The 18,562-nt window shown below is 40.4% G+C and carries 19 protein-coding genes and 2 pseudogenes; 12 read left to right on the top strand and 9 right to left on the bottom strand.

The window, feature by feature from the left end; genetic code table 11:
- The first annotated feature begins 9 nt into the window (after nucleotides 1–9).
- From ACFILY_RS04465 to virB11, 12 genes are read left to right on the top strand one after another with little or no spacing between them, the layout of a single operon-like run.
- Nucleotides 10–762: a type IV secretion system protein gene (locus ACFILY_RS04465; protein ID WP_375637915.1), complete on the top strand. Its 753-nt coding sequence runs from the start codon at nucleotides 10–12 to the stop codon at nucleotides 760–762.
- A gap of 24 nt (nucleotides 763–786) precedes the next feature.
- Nucleotides 787–1,059 (top strand): EexN family lipoprotein, encoded by a 273-nt coding sequence (locus ACFILY_RS04460; protein ID WP_375637909.1) that lies wholly within the window; start codon nucleotides 787–789, stop codon nucleotides 1,057–1,059.
- 2 nt (nucleotides 1,060–1,061) lie between these two features.
- A complete protein-coding gene (locus tag ACFILY_RS04455; protein ID WP_375637910.1) occupies nucleotides 1,062–1,442 on the top strand; it encodes an EexN family lipoprotein in 381 nt (126 codons plus the stop codon).
- Complete coding sequence (locus ACFILY_RS04450; RefSeq protein ID WP_375637911.1) at nucleotides 1,442–1,750, top strand: EexN family lipoprotein; 309 nt, start codon at nucleotides 1,442–1,444, stop codon at nucleotides 1,748–1,750. The genes ACFILY_RS04455 and ACFILY_RS04450 overlap by 1 nt, the downstream gene beginning before the upstream one ends.
- A 48-nt stretch (nucleotides 1,751–1,798) precedes the next feature.
- Entirely contained in the window at nucleotides 1,799–2,017 is a 219-nt protein-coding gene (locus tag ACFILY_RS04445) for a hypothetical protein (protein ID WP_375637912.1), read from the top strand.
- Nucleotides 2,018–2,064: 47 nt separating this feature from the next.
- Nucleotides 2,065–2,445 (top strand): EexN family lipoprotein, encoded by a 381-nt coding sequence (locus ACFILY_RS04440; RefSeq protein WP_375630572.1) that lies wholly within the window; start codon nucleotides 2,065–2,067, stop codon nucleotides 2,443–2,445.
- 46 nt (nucleotides 2,446–2,491) lie between these two features.
- Entirely contained in the window at nucleotides 2,492–3,430 is a 939-nt protein-coding gene (locus tag ACFILY_RS04435; RefSeq protein WP_375637913.1) for a type IV secretion system protein, read from the top strand.
- 6 nt (nucleotides 3,431–3,436) lie between these two features.
- Entirely contained in the window at nucleotides 3,437–3,724 is a 288-nt protein-coding gene (locus ACFILY_RS04430; protein WP_375637914.1) for a type IV secretion protein VblB7, read from the top strand.
- A complete protein-coding gene (locus tag ACFILY_RS04425; protein WP_375630945.1) occupies nucleotides 3,721–4,392 on the top strand; it encodes a virB8 family protein in 672 nt (223 codons plus the stop codon). The genes ACFILY_RS04430 and ACFILY_RS04425 overlap by 4 nt, the downstream gene beginning before the upstream one ends.
- A 2-nt stretch (nucleotides 4,393–4,394) precedes the next feature.
- Nucleotides 4,395–5,246, top strand: a complete 852-nt coding sequence (virB9, locus tag ACFILY_RS04420; RefSeq protein WP_375630944.1) for a P-type conjugative transfer protein VirB9 — start codon at nucleotides 4,395–4,397, stop codon at nucleotides 5,244–5,246.
- A gap of 27 nt (nucleotides 5,247–5,273) precedes the next feature.
- Nucleotides 5,274–6,452, top strand: coding sequence for a type IV secretion system protein VirB10 (gene virB10, locus ACFILY_RS04415; protein WP_375637973.1), 1,179 nt, complete (start codon nucleotides 5,274–5,276; stop codon nucleotides 6,450–6,452).
- A 17-nt stretch (nucleotides 6,453–6,469) separates the two neighbouring features.
- A complete protein-coding gene (virB11, locus tag ACFILY_RS04410; RefSeq protein WP_375673270.1) occupies nucleotides 6,470–7,522 on the top strand; it encodes a P-type DNA transfer ATPase VirB11 in 1,053 nt (350 codons plus the stop codon).
- Between the two features lie 837 nt (nucleotides 7,523–8,359).
- On the opposite strand, the gene ACFILY_RS04405 is transcribed toward virB11, so the two are convergent.
- From ACFILY_RS04405 to ACFILY_RS04365, 9 genes and pseudogenes are all read right to left on the bottom strand, one after another.
- Nucleotides 8,360–8,566: a type II toxin-antitoxin system RelB/DinJ family antitoxin gene (locus ACFILY_RS04405; RefSeq protein WP_375637582.1), complete on the bottom strand. Its 207-nt coding sequence runs from the start codon at nucleotides 8,564–8,566 to the stop codon at nucleotides 8,360–8,362.
- Between the two features lie 80 nt (nucleotides 8,567–8,646).
- Complete coding sequence (vbhT, locus tag ACFILY_RS04400; RefSeq protein WP_375637581.1) at nucleotides 8,647–10,164, bottom strand: type II toxin-antitoxin system protein adenylyltransferase VbhT; 1,518 nt, start codon at nucleotides 10,162–10,164, stop codon at nucleotides 8,647–8,649.
- On the bottom strand, nucleotides 10,151–10,339 hold the full coding sequence (locus tag ACFILY_RS04395) for an antitoxin VbhA family protein (protein WP_273790453.1): 189 nt from the start codon (nucleotides 10,337–10,339) through the stop codon (nucleotides 10,151–10,153). Before ACFILY_RS04395 ends, vbhT begins: the two co-directional genes overlap by 14 nt.
- Nucleotides 10,340–10,537: 198 nt before the next feature.
- Nucleotides 10,538–10,738: pseudogene (locus ACFILY_RS04390) on the bottom strand (HigA family addiction module antitoxin).
- A gap of 164 nt (nucleotides 10,739–10,902) precedes the next feature.
- Nucleotides 10,903–11,124 carry a hypothetical protein gene (locus ACFILY_RS04385; protein ID WP_375630940.1) on the bottom strand — a complete coding sequence of 74 codons (222 nt, stop codon included), beginning with the start codon at nucleotides 11,122–11,124 and terminating at the stop codon, nucleotides 10,903–10,905.
- 575 nt (nucleotides 11,125–11,699) lie between these two features.
- Nucleotides 11,700–13,073, bottom strand: a complete 1,374-nt coding sequence (gene glmM / locus ACFILY_RS04380) for a phosphoglucosamine mutase (RefSeq protein WP_375613213.1) — start codon at nucleotides 13,071–13,073, stop codon at nucleotides 11,700–11,702.
- A gap of 551 nt (nucleotides 13,074–13,624) precedes the next feature.
- Nucleotides 13,625–15,787 (bottom strand): ATP-dependent zinc metalloprotease FtsH, encoded by a 2,163-nt coding sequence (gene ftsH / locus ACFILY_RS04375; RefSeq protein WP_375637580.1) that lies wholly within the window; start codon nucleotides 15,785–15,787, stop codon nucleotides 13,625–13,627.
- Nucleotides 15,788–15,901: 114 nt separating this feature from the next.
- Complete coding sequence (gene tilS, locus ACFILY_RS04370) at nucleotides 15,902–17,389, bottom strand: tRNA lysidine(34) synthetase TilS (RefSeq protein WP_375637579.1); 1,488 nt, start codon at nucleotides 17,387–17,389, stop codon at nucleotides 15,902–15,904.
- 18 nt (nucleotides 17,390–17,407) lie between these two features.
- Nucleotides 17,408–18,562 (bottom strand): annotated as a pseudogene (locus ACFILY_RS04365) (tol-pal system protein); the annotation flags it as partial.

Here is an 18,562-nt window from a genome sequence, read left to right as displayed (position 1 = left end):
GTCAAAGCAATGAAAAAACTTTTATTGGCAACAGCCGTCTATGCAGCTTCATTTGGCTTTCAAACAAATGCATTCGCACAAATGCCTACATTCGATTTAAAATCTTTTATGCAAGGGGGAAAGCAACTTGAGCAATTGAAACAACAAATTCAACAAGGCAAACAACAGCTTGACCAATTAAAGAGCCAACTCGATCAAGCGAAACAATTATATAACTCCTTAAATGTCAAGCCTGACATTTCGGGATTGAAAGAGATGTTTAACAAGCAAGGGAGCAGTGGCGCCCTGCCTTCAGATTTTAACCACTTTCAACAATCGATGGGCAGTGGTGGCGGCGGTGGCGGCGGCGGCGGCAGCAAAAACACGCAAAAATGGCAAGAAGAACTTAAATACAAAGAGCCCTCAGGGGGTGCTGGATCAAAAGAGGCCGTGGATGCTTTTTACGCACAGGAAGTAAAAAAAGCCGAACAGCGCGTAGTAGGACAAGCAGCAAAAGGACAAGACGTCTACGAAGAAGCCAGTGAAACACAAAAAAACATTACCAAGCTTCTTGACGAACTTGGAAGTACTGAAGATGCGGGTAAAATTCAAGGCATTCAAGCACAACTAGAAGCGATACAAGCAAAACTCCAAACACAAGTCCTTCAAATGCAAGCTGCCATGATGATTCAACAAGCAGAAGAAAAAGCGGCAGAAAGACGTGAAATGGAAGAATTTAAAGCACGTTACAAAGCTTTAGCCAAAAAACTGCGTGGTCAATAAACGAGAAAAAAGAGGGGCTTGAACATGAACAAGATCATCATAACAACATTGCTACTTTGCACAGGGCTCATCACAGCTGGATGTGAAAAAACCTATAGCGTAGAAGAATTTAAGAAAGATCACAAATTATACGAAAAATGGAAAATGAAATGTATGACATCAGGGGATCTCGATTCGCAAAATTGTAAAAACGCAGAGCAAGCTTATCGTGAGAGTCTTCCAACATGGGGATGGGGGAGAACTGGCTCAACAAATGACGATAAACAAGAATCTGAAAAGAAACAGGACAGTCATTAATCATGAACAAGATCATCATAACAACATTGCTACTTTGCACAGGGCTCATCACTGCTGGATGTGAAAAAACCTATAGCGTAGCAGAATTTAAAAAAGATAAAAAATTGATGGAAGAGTGGAATGCTAAATGTGGATTCGCAGGAACTGCAAAAAATTGTGAAAACATGCGGTTAGCATTTTTAGAACTTCAAAAAGAATATGACGCAAAAGCTGAAGAAAGAAGCCGGAAAGCGGCAGAGAGCTTCAACAAAGCGATGGATGAACTTATGGCTAAACAAAAAGCTGAACATGAAAAATGGAAAGCTGAACAAGAAGCGAAAGAACGAGCTGAACGAGAAGCAGAAGAGCGCGCTAAAGCTAAACAACAACAGGACAATAAATAATGAATAAAGTTCTCATAACAACATTGCTATTTTGCACAGGGCTCATCACGGCTGGCTGTGAAAAAACTTACAGCGTCGCAGAATTTAAAAAAGATAAAAATTTACGCCTAGAATGGGATGCTAAATGTGGATTTGCAGGAACTTCAAAAAATTGTGAAAACATGCGGTTAGCATTTTTAGAACTTCAGAAAGAGTATGAAGCAAAAGCAGCAGAAAGAAGTCGTAAAATTGAAGAAGAAAATCGCAAAAGAGATGAAGAATTTATGGCTAAACAAAAAGCAAAAGAGCGCGCGGCAGAAGAACAATAAAATAATGATTAAATTATAAAAATACACGATGAAGAGCGGAGCATCTCAATGGCAGTAGTAACCAAAGGTGTATTTACTTGGATAGATAATACTGTAATGCATTCCCTTACAAAAATAATGGATAGCACCATTACACATCGCTATTGCGCTTTAGCTGCTCAACTTAAAGAACCTTACAGACTATACAATATATTTATGGCAAGATTATGTCTCTGCCCTAGATTTATCATCACTGGTTATAAAAAACCAGAACATAGCATAATTTAAAAATTGTGCTCAAAACTCAAAAACTGAAAGAAAGAAGGGGAAATACTATGAATAAAGTTCTCATAACAACATTGCTACTTTGCACAGGGCTCATCACAGCTGGATGTGAAAAAACCTATAGCGTAGCAGAATTTAAAAAAGATAAAAATTTACGCTTAGAGTGGGATGCTAAATGTGGATTTGCAGGGACTTCAAAAAACTGTGAAAACATGCGGTTAGCATTTTTAGAACTTGAAAAAGAATATAAAGCACAAGCTGAAGAAAGAAGTCGTAAAGCAGCAGAGGAACGGAAAAAAAGTATGGATGAACTTTGGGCTGAACAAAAAGCTAGACAAGAAAAATGGGAAGCTGAATTTGAAGCAAAACAACGGGCTAAAGCCGAACGAGAAGCGAAAGAAAAAGCTGAACAGAAACAAGATAATAATTGAATTATAAATGATCATATTTGCAAACATTGAATAGAATGGACGTGCAATGGCATTTGAAAATATAACCGTATTTACTGATATGAATAGCTTTGTAACGAAGACTCTTGAAGAAATAATGAATAACACTATTAAGCATCTTTCGTCGGGGTTAAGTGCTCCGCTTAAAGCGTCTTGTACAATCTACGTTATATTTATGGGCTACAATATCATCTATGGGCGTTCTTCCACGCCCTTATGGGAGTTTATAGCGACAGCCTTCAAACTGGGTATCATAGTTGCTCTCGCTACAAACGCTGCTCTTTATAATGAATGGGTTAGGGATATATTTTTTAATGATCTGCCGAATGCCATTGCAAATGTCACACAAGGTGCAGCACACTCGGATCAAAATGTATGGGACAATATGTTAAGACAAGCGGGGGCACACGTTTTTGACGCATCAGAGAAGTATACAGGATGGACTGAAGCGGGTAAGTTTCTTGTCACATGGCTTGCTGGTTTTTTCTGTTTAGTAAATGCCGTGTTACTGGCTACAATTGGTTTTATCGTCTCAATGTTTGCTAAACTGGGTTTGTTTCTTGTCCTATCAATAGGACCACTGTTTATAAGCCTCTCTATGTTTTCAGCAACCAGAAAATTTACAGAAGCATGGTTGGGACAAGTTTTAAATTTCATCCTTTTGCAGGTATTAGTCGTGCTGCTTGGTGGTCTGTATATCCAATTTTCAATAAAAATTTTCTCAGAAACACTTGAAGATATAATGCTTTCCTTAGTTAACTTCTCGTCTGTTGGTATTTGTGGTTGTTACCTTTTCACCAAACTCCCTAATGTCGCATCAGCTTTAGCCTCTGGGGCTGTTTCTTTCACAAGTGCAATAACGGGAACGCAACGTGCTGGGAAAGAAGCTTTTCGCGCTGCTAAAGCAACAGCCAACACGATAGCAAAGGGCGTTAAAAAATTAGCATCACTATTAGCAAAGGCCTAAGTTCAAATGCGGAAATTTAAAAAAATTGGGATTATCTTACCATTTCTCTTTCTCAGTGGCTGTATGTCCTCATCACACACACTGAAGTCACTCCCAAAATGTGATGGATATTCTAAACGTCCACTCAACAGATCAATGTGGAATTGGGAAGGGAAAAAACCCACGCCCACACCCATTATCATCAGTAACAACACCCCTTCACCCCTAAAAGAAGGGAAGCTGGAAATGCTTCTGGCACAAAAATTAACGGATGAAGAAATCAAATCTTACAAAAATTGCGGGCAAAAAGCATGAAAGAAAAAGACATAGAACAATACATTGCTGAAGCGCGCTCGTTTGATCAAGATCGCATGCTCGCCTCACGCCGCACCACCCGCGTCTCGCTTGCCATTGCCGGCATCGCGGTTGCTGTTGCAATACTGTCTTCTCTCGCGGTCATCACCCTCACGCCCCTTAAAACCGTGGAACCTTTTGTCATCCGCGTCGACAATTCAACCGGCATCACCGAAGTTGTGGAAGCCTTAAAAGAAGGTCCCACCAATGTCGATGAAGCAATCACACGCTACTTTGCTGCAAAATATGTCCGCTCCCGTGAAGGCTTCACCACAGAAGAAACACAACACAACTTCCAAACCGTCTCCCTCCTCTCTTCTTCAGAAGAACAGGAAAGATTTGCCAGCTGGTATGGAGCAAGAAATCCCCAAAGTCCTCAAATTCTCTATAAACACGCCGCCGTTACAATAACAATAAAATCAATCTCCTTTATCAATGACGATGTCGCCCAAGTGCGTTACTACAGAACCATTCATGACAATGAAACCAACAAAGAATTCATCACCCACTGGGTTGCAACACTTACCTTTGAATATATCAATGCCCCTATCTCTGTCCAAAACCGTTTGATAAATCCTCTAGGGTTTATTGTTAGTGAATATAGAACCGATCCGGAAGTGGTCAACTGATCATGACAAAAAAAATTCTTTTTCTCATTCTTAACATCGCTATTACCCTTTCTTTAACGCCTAGCCATGCCAGTATTTTTCCCACTCGTGCGCCAAGCGATAGCCGCATTCGCTTTATCAACTATGATGCCTATAATGTCACAAAAATTATTGGCTCCATACGCTCATCGGTACAAATAGAATTTTCTCCCAATGAAGAAATTGCCCATGTGGCAATTGGCAACAGCGTTGCATGGGAAGTCGCCCCCGCTGGCAATATTCTTTTCCTCAAAGCGCGGGAAGTCCAACCCATTACCAATCTCCAAGTCGTCACCACAAAGCTTGATGGCTCAAAGCGCTCCTATCAATTTGAACTGATGGTCAAAGATGGAGAAATTTCCTCTGGACAAGAAACATATTTCCTTGTGAAATTTCGCTACCCACAAGAAGAAGCAGAACAAAGAAGACTCGCAGCCCTTATGCGACAAGAAAAACAACAAGCCCAGCGTATCGATAATGTCTTCAACGCTTCTGAAACCTACGGACCTCGCAATTGGGCTTACACCGCTCAAGGCTCTATCACTCTCGAACCCTCCTCTGTTTATGACAATGGCAAAACAACAACATTTACATTTCCAGACAACCAAGAAATCCCTGCCATTTACATTGTCAGCAATGACGGTACAGAATCGCTGGTTCCCAAAACCACAAGAGGCAACATGGTGATTGTCCATGCCATTAGCGCACGCTTCACCCTAAGACAGGGAAAAAACGTCCTATGCGTCTTTAACGAAGCCTATCAACCAAAAGGCACAAATCCAAATACCGGAACAACCTCACCATCTGTTGAACGTAAAATTGCATCAGATCTTTAAATAAGCGGGAATTGAAGGGGACAACACATGAGTGATAAATCAATCATCGAAGATCGCGGATCTATTGGGGATGGCAAAAACAATAGCGCCAAAAGCGCTGGCAAAAAAATAGTTGTCGCAATAGCCTGTATAGGAATCTGCGGCTATGTGCTCTGGAACATCTTATCCTCCCCCACAGAACAAAAAGACACCGCAAAAGCTCATAAAAAACAAGAAAAAAGCTTTCACAATTCCCTCGCCCCTTTAGAGCTCGCGCCCTCTGACCCGCGTGCAAACATAGCGCCAATAACCTTACCACCCCCACAACCACTCGCACAAGAACCCAAAAAAGATGACCCACTACTTGATGCCGCAAGACGTGCCCCTGTTCTCGCTTTTGCCAAAGGCTCTAAATCTCAATTAAAAGACATCGTCAACACGACTCTCAACCCCTTTGAAAAATTCCATGCCCTTGAAAATCTCGCGAATGCGCAAAATTCTCCTGCCCTTCAAGACACACAAAATTTTGCAACCCTATTAAAGCCTACCAAAACAGAAGAAGCAAAAGCAAAAGCAAAACTCATCGGCAATAGAAACTTTATCATCGCCATGGGAACCTCTATTCCCTGTATCTTAGAAACCGCATTAAACAGTGAGCAACCAGGCTTTGCAAGCTGCATCATCAACCGTGATATCCTCTCTGACAATGGGCGCGTTGTTTTGCTTGATAAAGGAACCCAAGTGATTGGCGAATACCGCGGAGGGATAAAACAAGGTCAATCTCGCCTCTTTGTACTCTGGACAAGAGCAAAAACCCCAACCGGCGTTATCATTCCCCTTGCCTCACCCGCAACCGACAGTTTAGGCAGAGCCGGTTTTGATGGCAACATCAACACCCATTGGTGGGAACGCTTTGGCTCTTCCCTTTTACTCACCGTTATTGATGGTGCCACAACAGTTTTAACAAATAAAATAGTAGGCAATTCCAATAAAGAAGGTTCAAACAACTCTGGAGGCGGCGGTTTTGAAGGCGCAAACAACACTGGAAAAGAGGCCGCCAGTATTGCTCTTGAAAATCAAATCAACATCCCTCCTACCCTAGAAAAATTTCAAGGCGAACTCGTCAACATTTTCGTAGCAAAAGATCTCGATTTTTCCTCTGTCTATAAACTAGTCGTAAAGAGCAAAAGAAACCGCTCTACTCCCAGCTATTCCTTTTTTCATTAAGCCAATAAAGTCACATTATGCCATCAGCAAAAAATGCAGAACGCGCCTCCATCGTCTTAACAAAATTAAAGATCTTAGATGATTTCCTCAATGATGAGAATTTATTTGAAATTGTTATCAATCGCCCTGGCGAAGTAATCGTTGAGGGTCCCAATGGTTGGAAAACCCACATCTTAAAAGAACTAACCTACAGCGAACTAGAAGGGATTGCAAAAGTTGTTGCTGCCTACACAACACAAAAAATCAGTGTAGAAAACCCCGTTCTCTCCGCAACACTGCCAAACAACGAACGCATACAAATTGTTATGCCTCCAGCAGTTGCAGCCAATACCATTAGCATGACCATTCGTAAACCTTCATCACGCACTTTTTCTCTTGAAAGTTTACATGAAAACAATCTTTTTTCTGTTGCCCAAAACACCAGTTTCACACCCACGCAACAAATGACAGAACGGTTATCCGAACTCTCTGATACAGACAAAAAACTAACAGATTTGTTTCTGGCCAAAGACTTTTGCACCTTTTTAGAAAGAGCCGTTATTACACAACAAAATATCTTAATATCGGGCAAAACCGGTTCTGGTAAAACAACCCTCTCCAAAGCTTTGATTGCAAAAATCCCTGACTATGAACGAATTCTCACCATTGAAGACACGCCAGAACTTGTCGTTCCGCACGCCAACAAAGTGCAGCTCTTTTATTCAAAAGATAACCAAGGCTTAGCAAAAGCAGGCGCAAAAGAACTGCTTGAATCAGGCTTACGCATGCGCCCCGACAGAATCCTTCTACAAGAGCTGCGTGATGGTACAGCCTTTTACTATATCCGTAATGTCAATTCTGGTCATCCCGGCTCCATTACCACCGTCCACGCCTCAACAGCCCTTGCAGCCTTTGAACAAATGACCCTTTTAGTCAAAGAAAGTGACGGTGGTGGTAATTTAGCACGCGATGATATCCGCGGCTTATTAATCTCGATGATAGATGTCATCATCCAATGTAAACGCCTCGAAGGAAAATTTCGTGTAACAGAAATCTATTACGATCCTTTCAAACGCCGTGATGCTTTTTAAAAAAACGCTACCCCTCACACCCCTTTTATACCAATAGAGCTTTCTTAAAAACACGATTAATCGCTTCAAGTTCAGTGTCAATAATCGAAAACAACAAGTAAAAAGAAGTAAAAATATCATCCCCATTCCCAATCACGAATGCGCCCCACAGGAAAACCAAAACGTGCCGAAAATGATATCTATAACCCTATATTTTTTCTGATTTTTTTTGACATCAACATTTGCAGGAATATAGATACCAAATTTAGTATCCGCTTCACCTTTAACTTCAGACAAGAGCTTCACGAGCACCTTGTAATATACGAGATCCTGCTTTATGTGCCTTATCCATTATTATTCTTTTCGATATTCATCAAGGCGCAATATAAAAATTTTCTTCAACGCATTCCTCTCTGATTTTGTCAAATTACCTCAAGATGATTGACTGTAAATATCTTCGATCAACACCGGAATATTTTAACCACCAAAAAAGGGTATAACCTTATATCCCCCACTTTTACTCTTATGCTTTTAAACCTAACTTTCCTTGGCTTTCTCTTAACCCTTGCATAAGACCACCAGCATCTGAATGAGTAGCAATAAAAGAAACAATATCAAATAATTATTCAGGCGATATGCCTTCTTCTTTCACAGAAATTCAATAAGCTGCCATTTCAATCACGGTTTGCATACATCATTCAATATACGGAAACACCCATAACGATAATGATGTAAATGAAAAGCTAATTTGAAGTGAATGATCAGAAATATCAAATATCCAAATGACAAAACAAATCTTACCTATCTTCAGCTATATCTCTTTACCCTTGTCACTTCTCTTAACCCTTGTCACTTCTCTTAACCCTTGTCACTTTTCTCGAAAGTTTTAAGCGTTTTCGCATTAGAAATAGACATATCAAACGGCAATCCTTTTTCATGAACAACTTTTGTCAAAGCAATACGGATGAAATCAGACACCGTAAGTCCTAAACTTGCTAATATTTCACCGGATTTTTTTAACGCCCTATCTATGCAGGCACGTACAACATCTTTTGTCACACCCATATTAAACACCTCCTTTGATTACCTCTCTTTTACCGTATGGCTTAATAGGGCTTATACAGCATAAGGCTTTATCCTTGCCCTTACCGTATCATATCTATTGATCTTGCACGCGCTATTGCGTTGATTTTCTCCTGTTGTCTCTGTTGCAAAAACTTAACTGCCATTTGAAACTCTTTTATGCAATCTTGATCATGAGACTGTTCTTTGGGGATTGCTTTTGATAAATCAAAACCATATTTATGAATGGCATCATGTCCAAAACGTTTATCTAAAACAATTTGTAGCTTTAAAAACTCTTGATTAACCTGCTCTGGTATCTTTGAATAACTATCACAACCAGCTTCAACATTTTTCATAAAAGTCACTGCTTCTTGTGAAAGCGAGGGGACTTCAACTTTTAACTGTTCACGCTCCCGTGTAACACTAACCATCAGCGTCTCATAAGAATTCTCATAAAAGGATTGAAGCAGTTTAATAGAAGAAAGTGCAAGAGGAACATGATAAAGCGCTTCTTTTCGTTCTTTTCCTGTAGCCTTCAATTTATCGATAAAACGATCTGATCCACGCAGTTCGCCCGCTCTATCAGGTGCCCTATCCAAAATATCAGAGAGTTTATCGCCTTTACCTGCTAAAATCGTTTGCTCAATCCTAAGCGCAGCCTCTTGTGGATCTCTATAAATAGATGCTAAATGACTGTTTAACTCCTTAAACACATCAATGTAAGATTTTTTATTTCTAAGAGCGCTTAGCACCTTCTGTTCTAGATTAGAATTATCTATATAAGCAGCAAGGTATGGAGCTTTTTCTGTTGCTTTTGCAACAACATTCAAATCATTTTGTAATTGTTCAAGTTCTTCTTTTTGACGTTTAGCAAAACTTGTCTTTTCTCTATCCCAAGGAGTTTCAATCTTCTCTTTTTGTTGTTCCAAGCACTCTTTATTAAGATCAACGCAAAAAGCAATATTTTTGCCAATACCTTGAGAAACATCATCCCTTTTATTTTCTGTAAACTTGGTAAGGTTCTTATAGATGAGTGCAGACAGATATTCTGAATTACCAAAATGTGCTTCAATTGACGCACGTGTCATTTCTTGTCGCTCAATACCCTTCCAGTTGATATGATAACCAGCTTCACGAGCAAGTTGCACCATAAATTCGCGCTGAGTGCGCCCATTCCCCTCTCGAAACGGATGCAACGCATTCAACTCGCCCATGTAATACCCAGCCCTTTGGCTAAAGTCATAAGCGCCAAGACCACGCAGATACTGTTCTTTTGCAAGCTTTTTTGTAATCTTCGGTGCATAACTTTCAATCTGATTATAACTAGCAAACATACTATTGCCTTTGGCAATATCCACTAAACGAACTTGTCCCGCCCATTCATATATGTCGCCAAACAGTCTTCTATGAATCTCTTTCATGTAATCCAGATCAAACTTACCACCAATAGGAGTATGTACAAATTCGAAAGATTTCACATAAGAAATCGTAGATTCTACACGTTGCAGCGTGGCTTTGTCTTTAATACCAAACCGATTATACATCACACCAGTTTCAGGATCAGTATAAGAATCACCGCTCCCCTTATACTTCTCCACGTTTTACCCTCTCCATATAATCTTTGAGGATATCACTTGTTTCGAGCTCTCCAATAATAACACGTTCCATTTGCTCAACGACTTTTGGATCTGGCTCTAATCCCTCTAAACGTTGGCTTGCCAATGCATTTTCAGCATAAAAGCGACGCAGCTTAATTTCCTCTTCACTCAACATATTAAAACCCTCCTTTGCTTATATTTATTATAGCCAAACAGACTATAGAAACAAGATTTTATTGCCTTGTCTTATCCGCGTTACATCTTTTGACCTTGTACGCTCATACGCATGATTTAGCTCTTGTATACGTCTCTGTTGCAAAAACTTAACTGCCATTTGAAACTCTTTTATGCAATCTTGATCATGAGACTGTTGTTAAAAAATTGCTTTTGATAGATCATAATTTGTTTGCATAGCAAGCCAAGCACGTGCTGTGCTTACACCAGACATTTCAAGCCTAATAGCAAGATTAGCACTCATAGCGGCTTTTCCATTTAAAACTCTAGAAAGTGCTACACGAGATATACCAAGCTACTCTGCTGCTTCATTAACGGATAAACTAAGCTCTTTGATCACATCTTCTCACAATAATTCACCGGGATGTGAAGGATTCTTCATCATTGTTTAGATCTCCTTTTTGATGATAATCCAGATAATCAACCATTTCGACATCTATGCTATCAAAGCGAAATATTACGCGACAATTTCCATTTACAGTAATTGACTAATAATCCTTGAAATCACCTTTTAGCAGATGTAATCAAAAGGACGGATAACTCAAAATCTTTTGGCGATACATCTCCTTCAAGAGCACTTAGAATACGCTTTAATTTTTGAGCATGGGCGGTTCTAATCCCTTCAGTCGTACCAGTATTATAGAAGGCTTCAATCCTTTTATGTTTAAATCCTAAAATCATAAATGAATATAGAGTGTCCCCCTCCAAGATCCAAAAAATGTTCATTATTTTTTACATCACACGGCTTTTTTTACTTTATAAACATTAGAACTGTCGTGAAAAAATTGCTTATTCTCATCTCTTTCTCATTATTCTACTAATTATTGGAAAAGTATAAGTTCATAATTAGGAAGAGCTAAACGTAATAGGAGCGTATCATATCTCCAATTGGCAGCGGCACTTAGAAACATCAAGATGATATAACCACAATGACCATTGCTGTTTGATGTTCATGGGGCGCTGCACCCGCTGTATGTCCAGTAAAAAGAATGAATAACACTAATAAACTCCCCCTACAAACTCTGTTAAACTAATAACCGGTTTACGAATAAGTAAAAGAAAAAGGAAAATCAAAAAAAGGCATATTTTTCATATCTTACGAACTATAGAGAACTCTATACGCATTGTAGTTATTAGAATTAGACTTTTCCCTTTTTTATTTAATTTGTTCGTAGATAGAGTATCCATTACCGTTATTACATCACTAACAAAGTTAATAATCATACCTTTTGTAATTGCCAAAATCCCGCATTAAAATCAGACCTTTATTCAAAGATGATCTGATAATTTTCTCAAAAAAATCAAGATTCCTCAAGTGCAGTCCCCATGCGTACATCATGATGAATAATAACATCCATCAACTCTGTCACGACAGTGTCCAATACTTCTCGTGCATCGCCTTCAGCCATAAGGCGGATAACCGGTTCAGTTCCAGAAGCGCGGATCACCAGCCGTGCCTCTTTTCCCAACCGCTTCTCTGCTTGATCAATGGCCGCTTTGACGGGATTTTTTTTCAAGACATTTTTATTTTTAATCGTTACATTTTTTAAAATTTGCGGTACAGGTTCAAACCGTTTACACAATTGGCTCATAGGGCTTTGACTTTCCTTCATACAGGCTAAAATCTGCAATGCAGCCACCAAGCCATCACCCGTTGTGCCAAAATCACTGAGCACGATATGGCCAGAAGCCTCACCACCAACATTATATCCCTTTTGGCGCATGGCATCGACAACATAACGATCTCCAACTTTTGTCCTTACAAGGTGCAACCCTTTGCTATTCAAGAAACGTTCTAGTCCAAGATTTGACATAATCGTTGTGACAACACCATTACACCGTAATCGTCCCATTTTATGCCAATTTTCAGCAATTACAGCAATTAACTGATCTCCATCAACCGTTTGTGCTTTTTCATCAACAATGAGAACACGATCTCCATCTCCATCAAGAGCAATCCCCACATCAGCACGCACTTCATGCACTTTTCGTTTTAAAGAGCTTAAATCGGTTGATCCACATTTTTGATTAATATTGGTCCCATTGGGTTCATCATGAATAGCAAAAACCTCAGCCCCCAATTCCCATAAAGCACGGGGAGCCGCTTTATAAGCAGCCCCATTGGCACAATCCACAACAATACGCACAGTATCTAAGCGAACATCACGCGGCAAAGTTCGTTTGGCATATTCAATATAACGATAAATATCCCCCTCAACCCGTTTTGCATAACCAATTTCGGCAGAACTTGCTAAAGATTTTGAAAGATCTGTATCGATCAATTGTTCAATTTTGGCTTCCATATCATCTGAAAGTTTAAAACCATCAGGACCAAAAAGTTTAATTCCATTATCATAGAACGGATTATGAGAAGCAGAAATCATCACTCCAAGATCCGCTCGCAAAGAGCGGCAAAGCATTGCAACAGCAGGGGTTGGCACTGGACCCAATAAAAAAGCTTCCATCCCCGCAGCAGTCAATCCTGAAACCAAAGCGTTTTCCAACATATAACCAGATAATCGTGTATCCTTGCCAATCACCACACGATGAGATTGATGTTGTGAGCGAAATAAAACCCCTACAGCCATCCCCACCTTCATGGCAAAATCGGGTGTCATAGGAAATGAATTGGCTTTCCCCCGAATTCCATCTGTACCAAAATATTTTTGCACCATGCCTCTTTCCTTTAATATATAATTCTTCCCTTGGCTTTTCCTTAAACCCCTAACAAGCCCCCTTGGTACAATAGTCCCCCCGCTCCCCGTATAAAATCAGATCATTGATCTAAACCTTCATGCATTTAAACAATCAAGCCCCCTATTCACCATCTACACATCTAAACCACTCTCAAGCAATTATGTTTACACCCTTCCACATAAAAGCAATATTATCTCCTCAAAATGCTCTATACACCCCTTTAATACAACCAACGGATAATCTCACACACTTGCTAAATCCGTAAAGAAACCCAGCACCAAACCTCATACCCTACAAAATCAGCAAGGAAATCTATCGCCTAACCTCACAACCCTACCACATTAGAAAAGCAACAGTCCACCTCGCCTTGTAGCATGCTAAAGCCGTCATAATACAACGGCTTTGCTTAATTTTTTGCTTCCATATTTTTGCAAATATTACAAGAAAGGCGCAAACAAAACTTGCGCCTTTCTCAAAAAAATTAGAAGTTTTCCTAAAACATCGTCACTCAAGCGGTATTAAATAATTCTTATTTTTCTTTATCATCTCCCGCAGTATTGGACTTCTTTTCAGCATTACTTTTAGAGCGGTTGACTGATTTTGTAGTACCTTTTGTGCTTTGTGCTTTTTTCTCAGTCTCATCCGATTGCACTTCTTTAGACTGAGCCTCCTTAAGCGCAACATTACTGGATTTTGCTGTTTTTTTTCCAACAGCTGCCTCTGCTTTGTCTGCCTCGCCTTTATCGGTCTCTACTTTATGAGGCGCTGTTTTAGAGACTGCTTCAGCGTTTTTTTCATCTACCACTGTTGTCTCTGTCTTCATTTTTCCAGTTTTTGGAACAGAAGACCCCCGTGGCGCAGCACCCTCATCTTTCTGTGTGCGTGAAGGAGGCTTTCCTGCAATAACTTCGTTAATTTCAGCTCCCGTTAAAGTCTCATATTCCAACAAACCTTGTGCCAAAGCAAACCATTCTTTTCTTTTTGTTTTCAAAATGTTTGTCGCATTTTTATAGGCATCATCAATAAGCTTACGCACTTCCATATCAATCATGCGTGCTGTTTCTTCAGAGACATTTTGTGTTCGCGCAACAGAATGACCCAAAAAGACTTCATCTTGGTTATCGCCATAAGCTACATTTCCAAGCAGATCAGAAAATCCCCACCGTGTGATCATTGCACGTGCTAATTTCGTTGCTTGCTCAATATCAGAAGAAGCACCGGAGGTGATATTTTCCTTTCCAAACTTTAATTCTTCAGCCACACGTCCACCCATCATAATAGCCAAACGAGAAATCATCCACCGATAACTCATAGAATAGCGATCGCCTTCAGGCAATTGCATCACCATTCCCAATGCTCTTCCCCTTGGAACGATTGTTGCTTTGTGGACAGGATCAGCAACCGGCACATTAAGAGCCACAATAGCATGTCCTGCTTCGTGATAAGCAGTGAGTTCTTTTTCCTCTTGTGTCATAGCGGTTGAACGACGTTCAGCCCCCATCATCACCTTATCTTTGGCATCTTCGAATTCTTGCATCGTGACAACTCTTTTATTACGGCTCGCAGCCATAAGAGCAGCTTCATTGACCAGATTCATCAGGTCCGCACCGGAAAATCCTGGTGTTCCCCTTGCCAAAATTTTCAAATCAACGTTAGGCGCTAAAGGCACGTTGCGCACATGCACTTTCAAGATTTGCTCACGCCCAGAAACATCAGGGTTTGGCACAACAACTTGCCGATCAAAACGCCCTGGTCTCAATAAAGCAGGATCAAGCACATCAGGACGGTTTGTTGCGGCAATAAGAATAATACTTTCATTGGGCTCAAACCCATCCATTTCGACAAGCAACTGGTTTAAGGTCTGTTCACGTTCATCGTTTCCACCGCCAAGACCAGCCCCCCGATGGCGTCCAACAGCATCAATTTCATCGATAAAGATAATACAAGGTGCATTTTTTTTAGCCTGTTCGAACATATCGCGCACACGGCTTGCCCCAACACCAACAAACATTTCAACAAAATCAGACCCTGAAATGGTAAAGAATGGCACATTGGCTTCACCTGCCACAGAACGAGCTAGCAAAGTTTTACCGGTTCCTGGAGGACCAACAAGCAAAACACCGCGTGGGATACGCCCCCCTAAGCGTTGAAATTTTTGTGGTTCGCGTAAAAATTCAACAATTTCTTGAAGATCTTGCTTTGCTTCTTCAACGCCAGCAACATCTTTAAAGGTAATACGTCCTTGCGCTTCATTAAGCAATCTTGCTTTCGATTTCCCAAATCCCATTGCACCACGTGATCCATTTTGCATTTGCCGCATAAAAAAGACCCACGCCCCCACGATAATAATAACAGGTAATAAGGAAAAGAGGAGATTGAGGAAAATGCTATTTCCAGAGCTTTCAGGAATAGCTTTAACATTGACGTTTTTGCTTTCCAACTTTTGTATCAAACCTGGATCGCGAGGAGCATAGGTTGAAATAGCTCTATGTTCAATGGTTTTCCCTGTTAATTTTTGACCTTGAATGGTCACAGATTTCAACTCATTATTCTCAACTTTTTGCAAAAATTCAGAATAGGAGACTTCTCCACCACCAGAACGTTGGCTATCTCCATTAAAGAGAGAAAACGACACAATCAAAATCAAGGCAATAACTCCCCAAATAAGGAGAGAGCGGTAATTGGAATTCATATTCAGCCCACTTAATCAAATATAGATTTCAAACAGTTCCCCTTAACATATAACCTTGTCAGCCCCTTGCCAAGGGATGAGAAGCTGTTTATTTTCTTTTAGAGTAATTTTCCTTTATCTTTTCACCTCAATATTAAAAAAAGGTTCCACAACATTCACCAAGGCAGCATCTTCTCGTGAGGAAAGCCAATCGAAAGGTGCCATAATCCGCTTGACGATAACATGTTTATGAACAACTGCTTGAGAAATCAACTCTGGAATATCATACCCTTTATGATTTGAGATCATCAGCAGCGATTGTAAAGAGGGAAAATGAGGCTTTTCAAGCTCAAAATCGCTATTTTTTAATAAAAATTTCAGCTGTTCTAAATTTGCGGCTCCAACCTTTATAGCCTCATATCCATGATTTGTGATATGATAGCGCCCATCCCATATAAAAGTTTTATCTGGCTCAACGATAGCCTCTTTCATATTTCGCCCTTCACGCCACAAAGAAATTCCGTGCTTGTTATATTCAATAACAGAACCCGCATAAGTAAAACGCTTCTTTTCTGGAGAATCGAGACAGAGTTTTTGAACAAGCATGCTTAATTTCTGATTGGGGAGCAAATAAAATCCCCCTCCCATCAGCACAGCAAAGAGCCCCACCACGAAAGGAAAACTGGAATGTTTCTGTAAAAATAGCGCAGGCTTTGCTATGAAACAACGCCCATGTTGGACAGTAATATCCAGCGCTAAGATCAAATCAGCAATATTTTTGGCTTGTTGACGACGCTGCAATGCGGCTTCATTTATTTTTTGAGCAATATAAGCCAATTTTTGTGGAGAAAGAGATTGACGCACGCGCACACGTTCAAAATTGCGATCTTCATTGGTTGGATCATCAATCCATGTTTGTCCTTGTAAGCGTAAATAATTCCGTAATGTTTGGCGTTTTACACCAAGGAGTGGCCGAATCAAACGCACTTTTCTATGCAACAACGCCTCACGCGGAATACAGGATAAACCGCGCTCATAGAGGGAACCATAGTTTTTTTCGGCAATATTTTTTCTCGTTTTTCTGGTATGATCCTCATCACGTATACCCTCGGCTTCACCGCGCAAAGCACCAGCAAAACCACTGGCATAAACCTCATCGCGCATAGCAACAGCTTCACTATATAAAGCACCTCTATTCTTTTGGAGACGTTGATACCGCATATGATAGGTCTCAACCTGATCATTGAGTGTATGCCCCGTCATAATAAGTGATGCGCCTTGTTTTTGTGCTTCTTTAACCAAGAGATCATAGCGTGCAACACGCGCGCTGGAAGCAATATGCGTCTTTGGCTTTTCGCCTTCCCATCGCACAGTGATATGTTGAATATCATGGACACGACAAATTTTCGCAACAGTTTCTGCTTCACGCATCGATTCTTTACGCAATTGATGATCAACCGTGACAACAATCATTTCTGGAGGAAATGCGAGAGTTTCCAAATGCTCTTTGACCAAAAACATCAAAGCCAAAGAATCGCTTCCCCCTGAGACGGCAAGAATCAACTTCTGACATTGAATAAAATCCGATGTTTTAAAGAGATTTCCTGCCAGTCTAACGCACACCGAAAACGACCTCGCTGTTTATTTTGCAGGTTTACAAAAAACAGATGCTAATGTTTGTTGACGTTTTGATTTTTTCACAAAATGAGCACAATCGTCTTTATTTGGCTCAAGAGCGACCATACTTCTTGCTAATTTCAGCAAAATCTCAGAGGTATAGAGCTTCTTTTTATCTGCATACCATGCGGTAAGATAAACTTGTGCTGCTTCATGATAGCGTTTTTGCCCCAACAAAGATTCGGCCAACCAAAATAAAGCATCATCACTCAAAGAATCTTTTTTGTAACGATTTTGAAAAGCGCAAAAGCTTTTTTCAGCATCAACATAGTTAGCAGAACGAATAAAATCATACCCTTCCTTATACAAAGCTTTAGAAGAAGAAAGATTGTCACTCTGATGTGCTTCAATTGGAGCACTTACTTCATGCGCCTTGTTAAAAGGTTGACTGTTTTCATGATCATGGCTCTCCACCTTAGCTTCCACAGCAGCAACCTTTGTCTGATCACCTGTACTATGGTCCTGCTCTATCTCTTCTTTTACAGTCTGAGATTTTTCATCTACAGCAGACTTTTCAAAAGAACAAGAATAAACAGAAGAGGCTTCTGTATCAAAAAGCTCGTGAAACTGCTTGTTAACATTTTTTAGACTGTTATGCTCAAGCACCATTCGTATCTTATGCAAAAGCTTATCTAAATCATAATCTTTAAATAAAGCCTGTTGATTCTCTAAAATAATCCCTTGGTGCTCCGCAACACTAGTGGCTTTTTCCATCGCGCTAGATGCTGCTTTATCGGCTGCTTCAGGAGCTTCTTTTACAGCATCAATTGCCTTATCAACAGCGTCAGTGGCTTTTTCCACCGCGCTAGATGCTGCTTTATCGGCTGCTTCAGGTGCTTCTTTTACAGCATCGACAGCCTTATTAACAGCGTCAGTGGCTTTTTCCACCGCGCTAGATGCTGCTTTATCAGCTGCTTCAGGTGCTTCTTTTACAGCATCGACAGCCTTATTAACAGCGTCAGTGGCTTTTTCCACCGCGCTAGATGCTGCTTTATCGGCTGCTTCAGGTGCTTTCTTCACATCATCGACAGCCTTATTAACAGCATCAGTGGCTTTTTCTATCACATCAGATGCTGCTTTATCGGCTGCTTCAGGTGCTTTCTTCACATCATCGACAGC

The sequence above is a fragment of the Bartonella sp. CL25QHWL genome (assembly GCF_042195335.1).
In the GTDB taxonomy this organism is placed as follows: Bacteria; Pseudomonadota; Alphaproteobacteria; order Rhizobiales; family Rhizobiaceae; genus Bartonella.
Note: the sequence above shows the minus strand (reverse complement) of the source record. Positions and strands in the feature narration are given on the sequence as shown.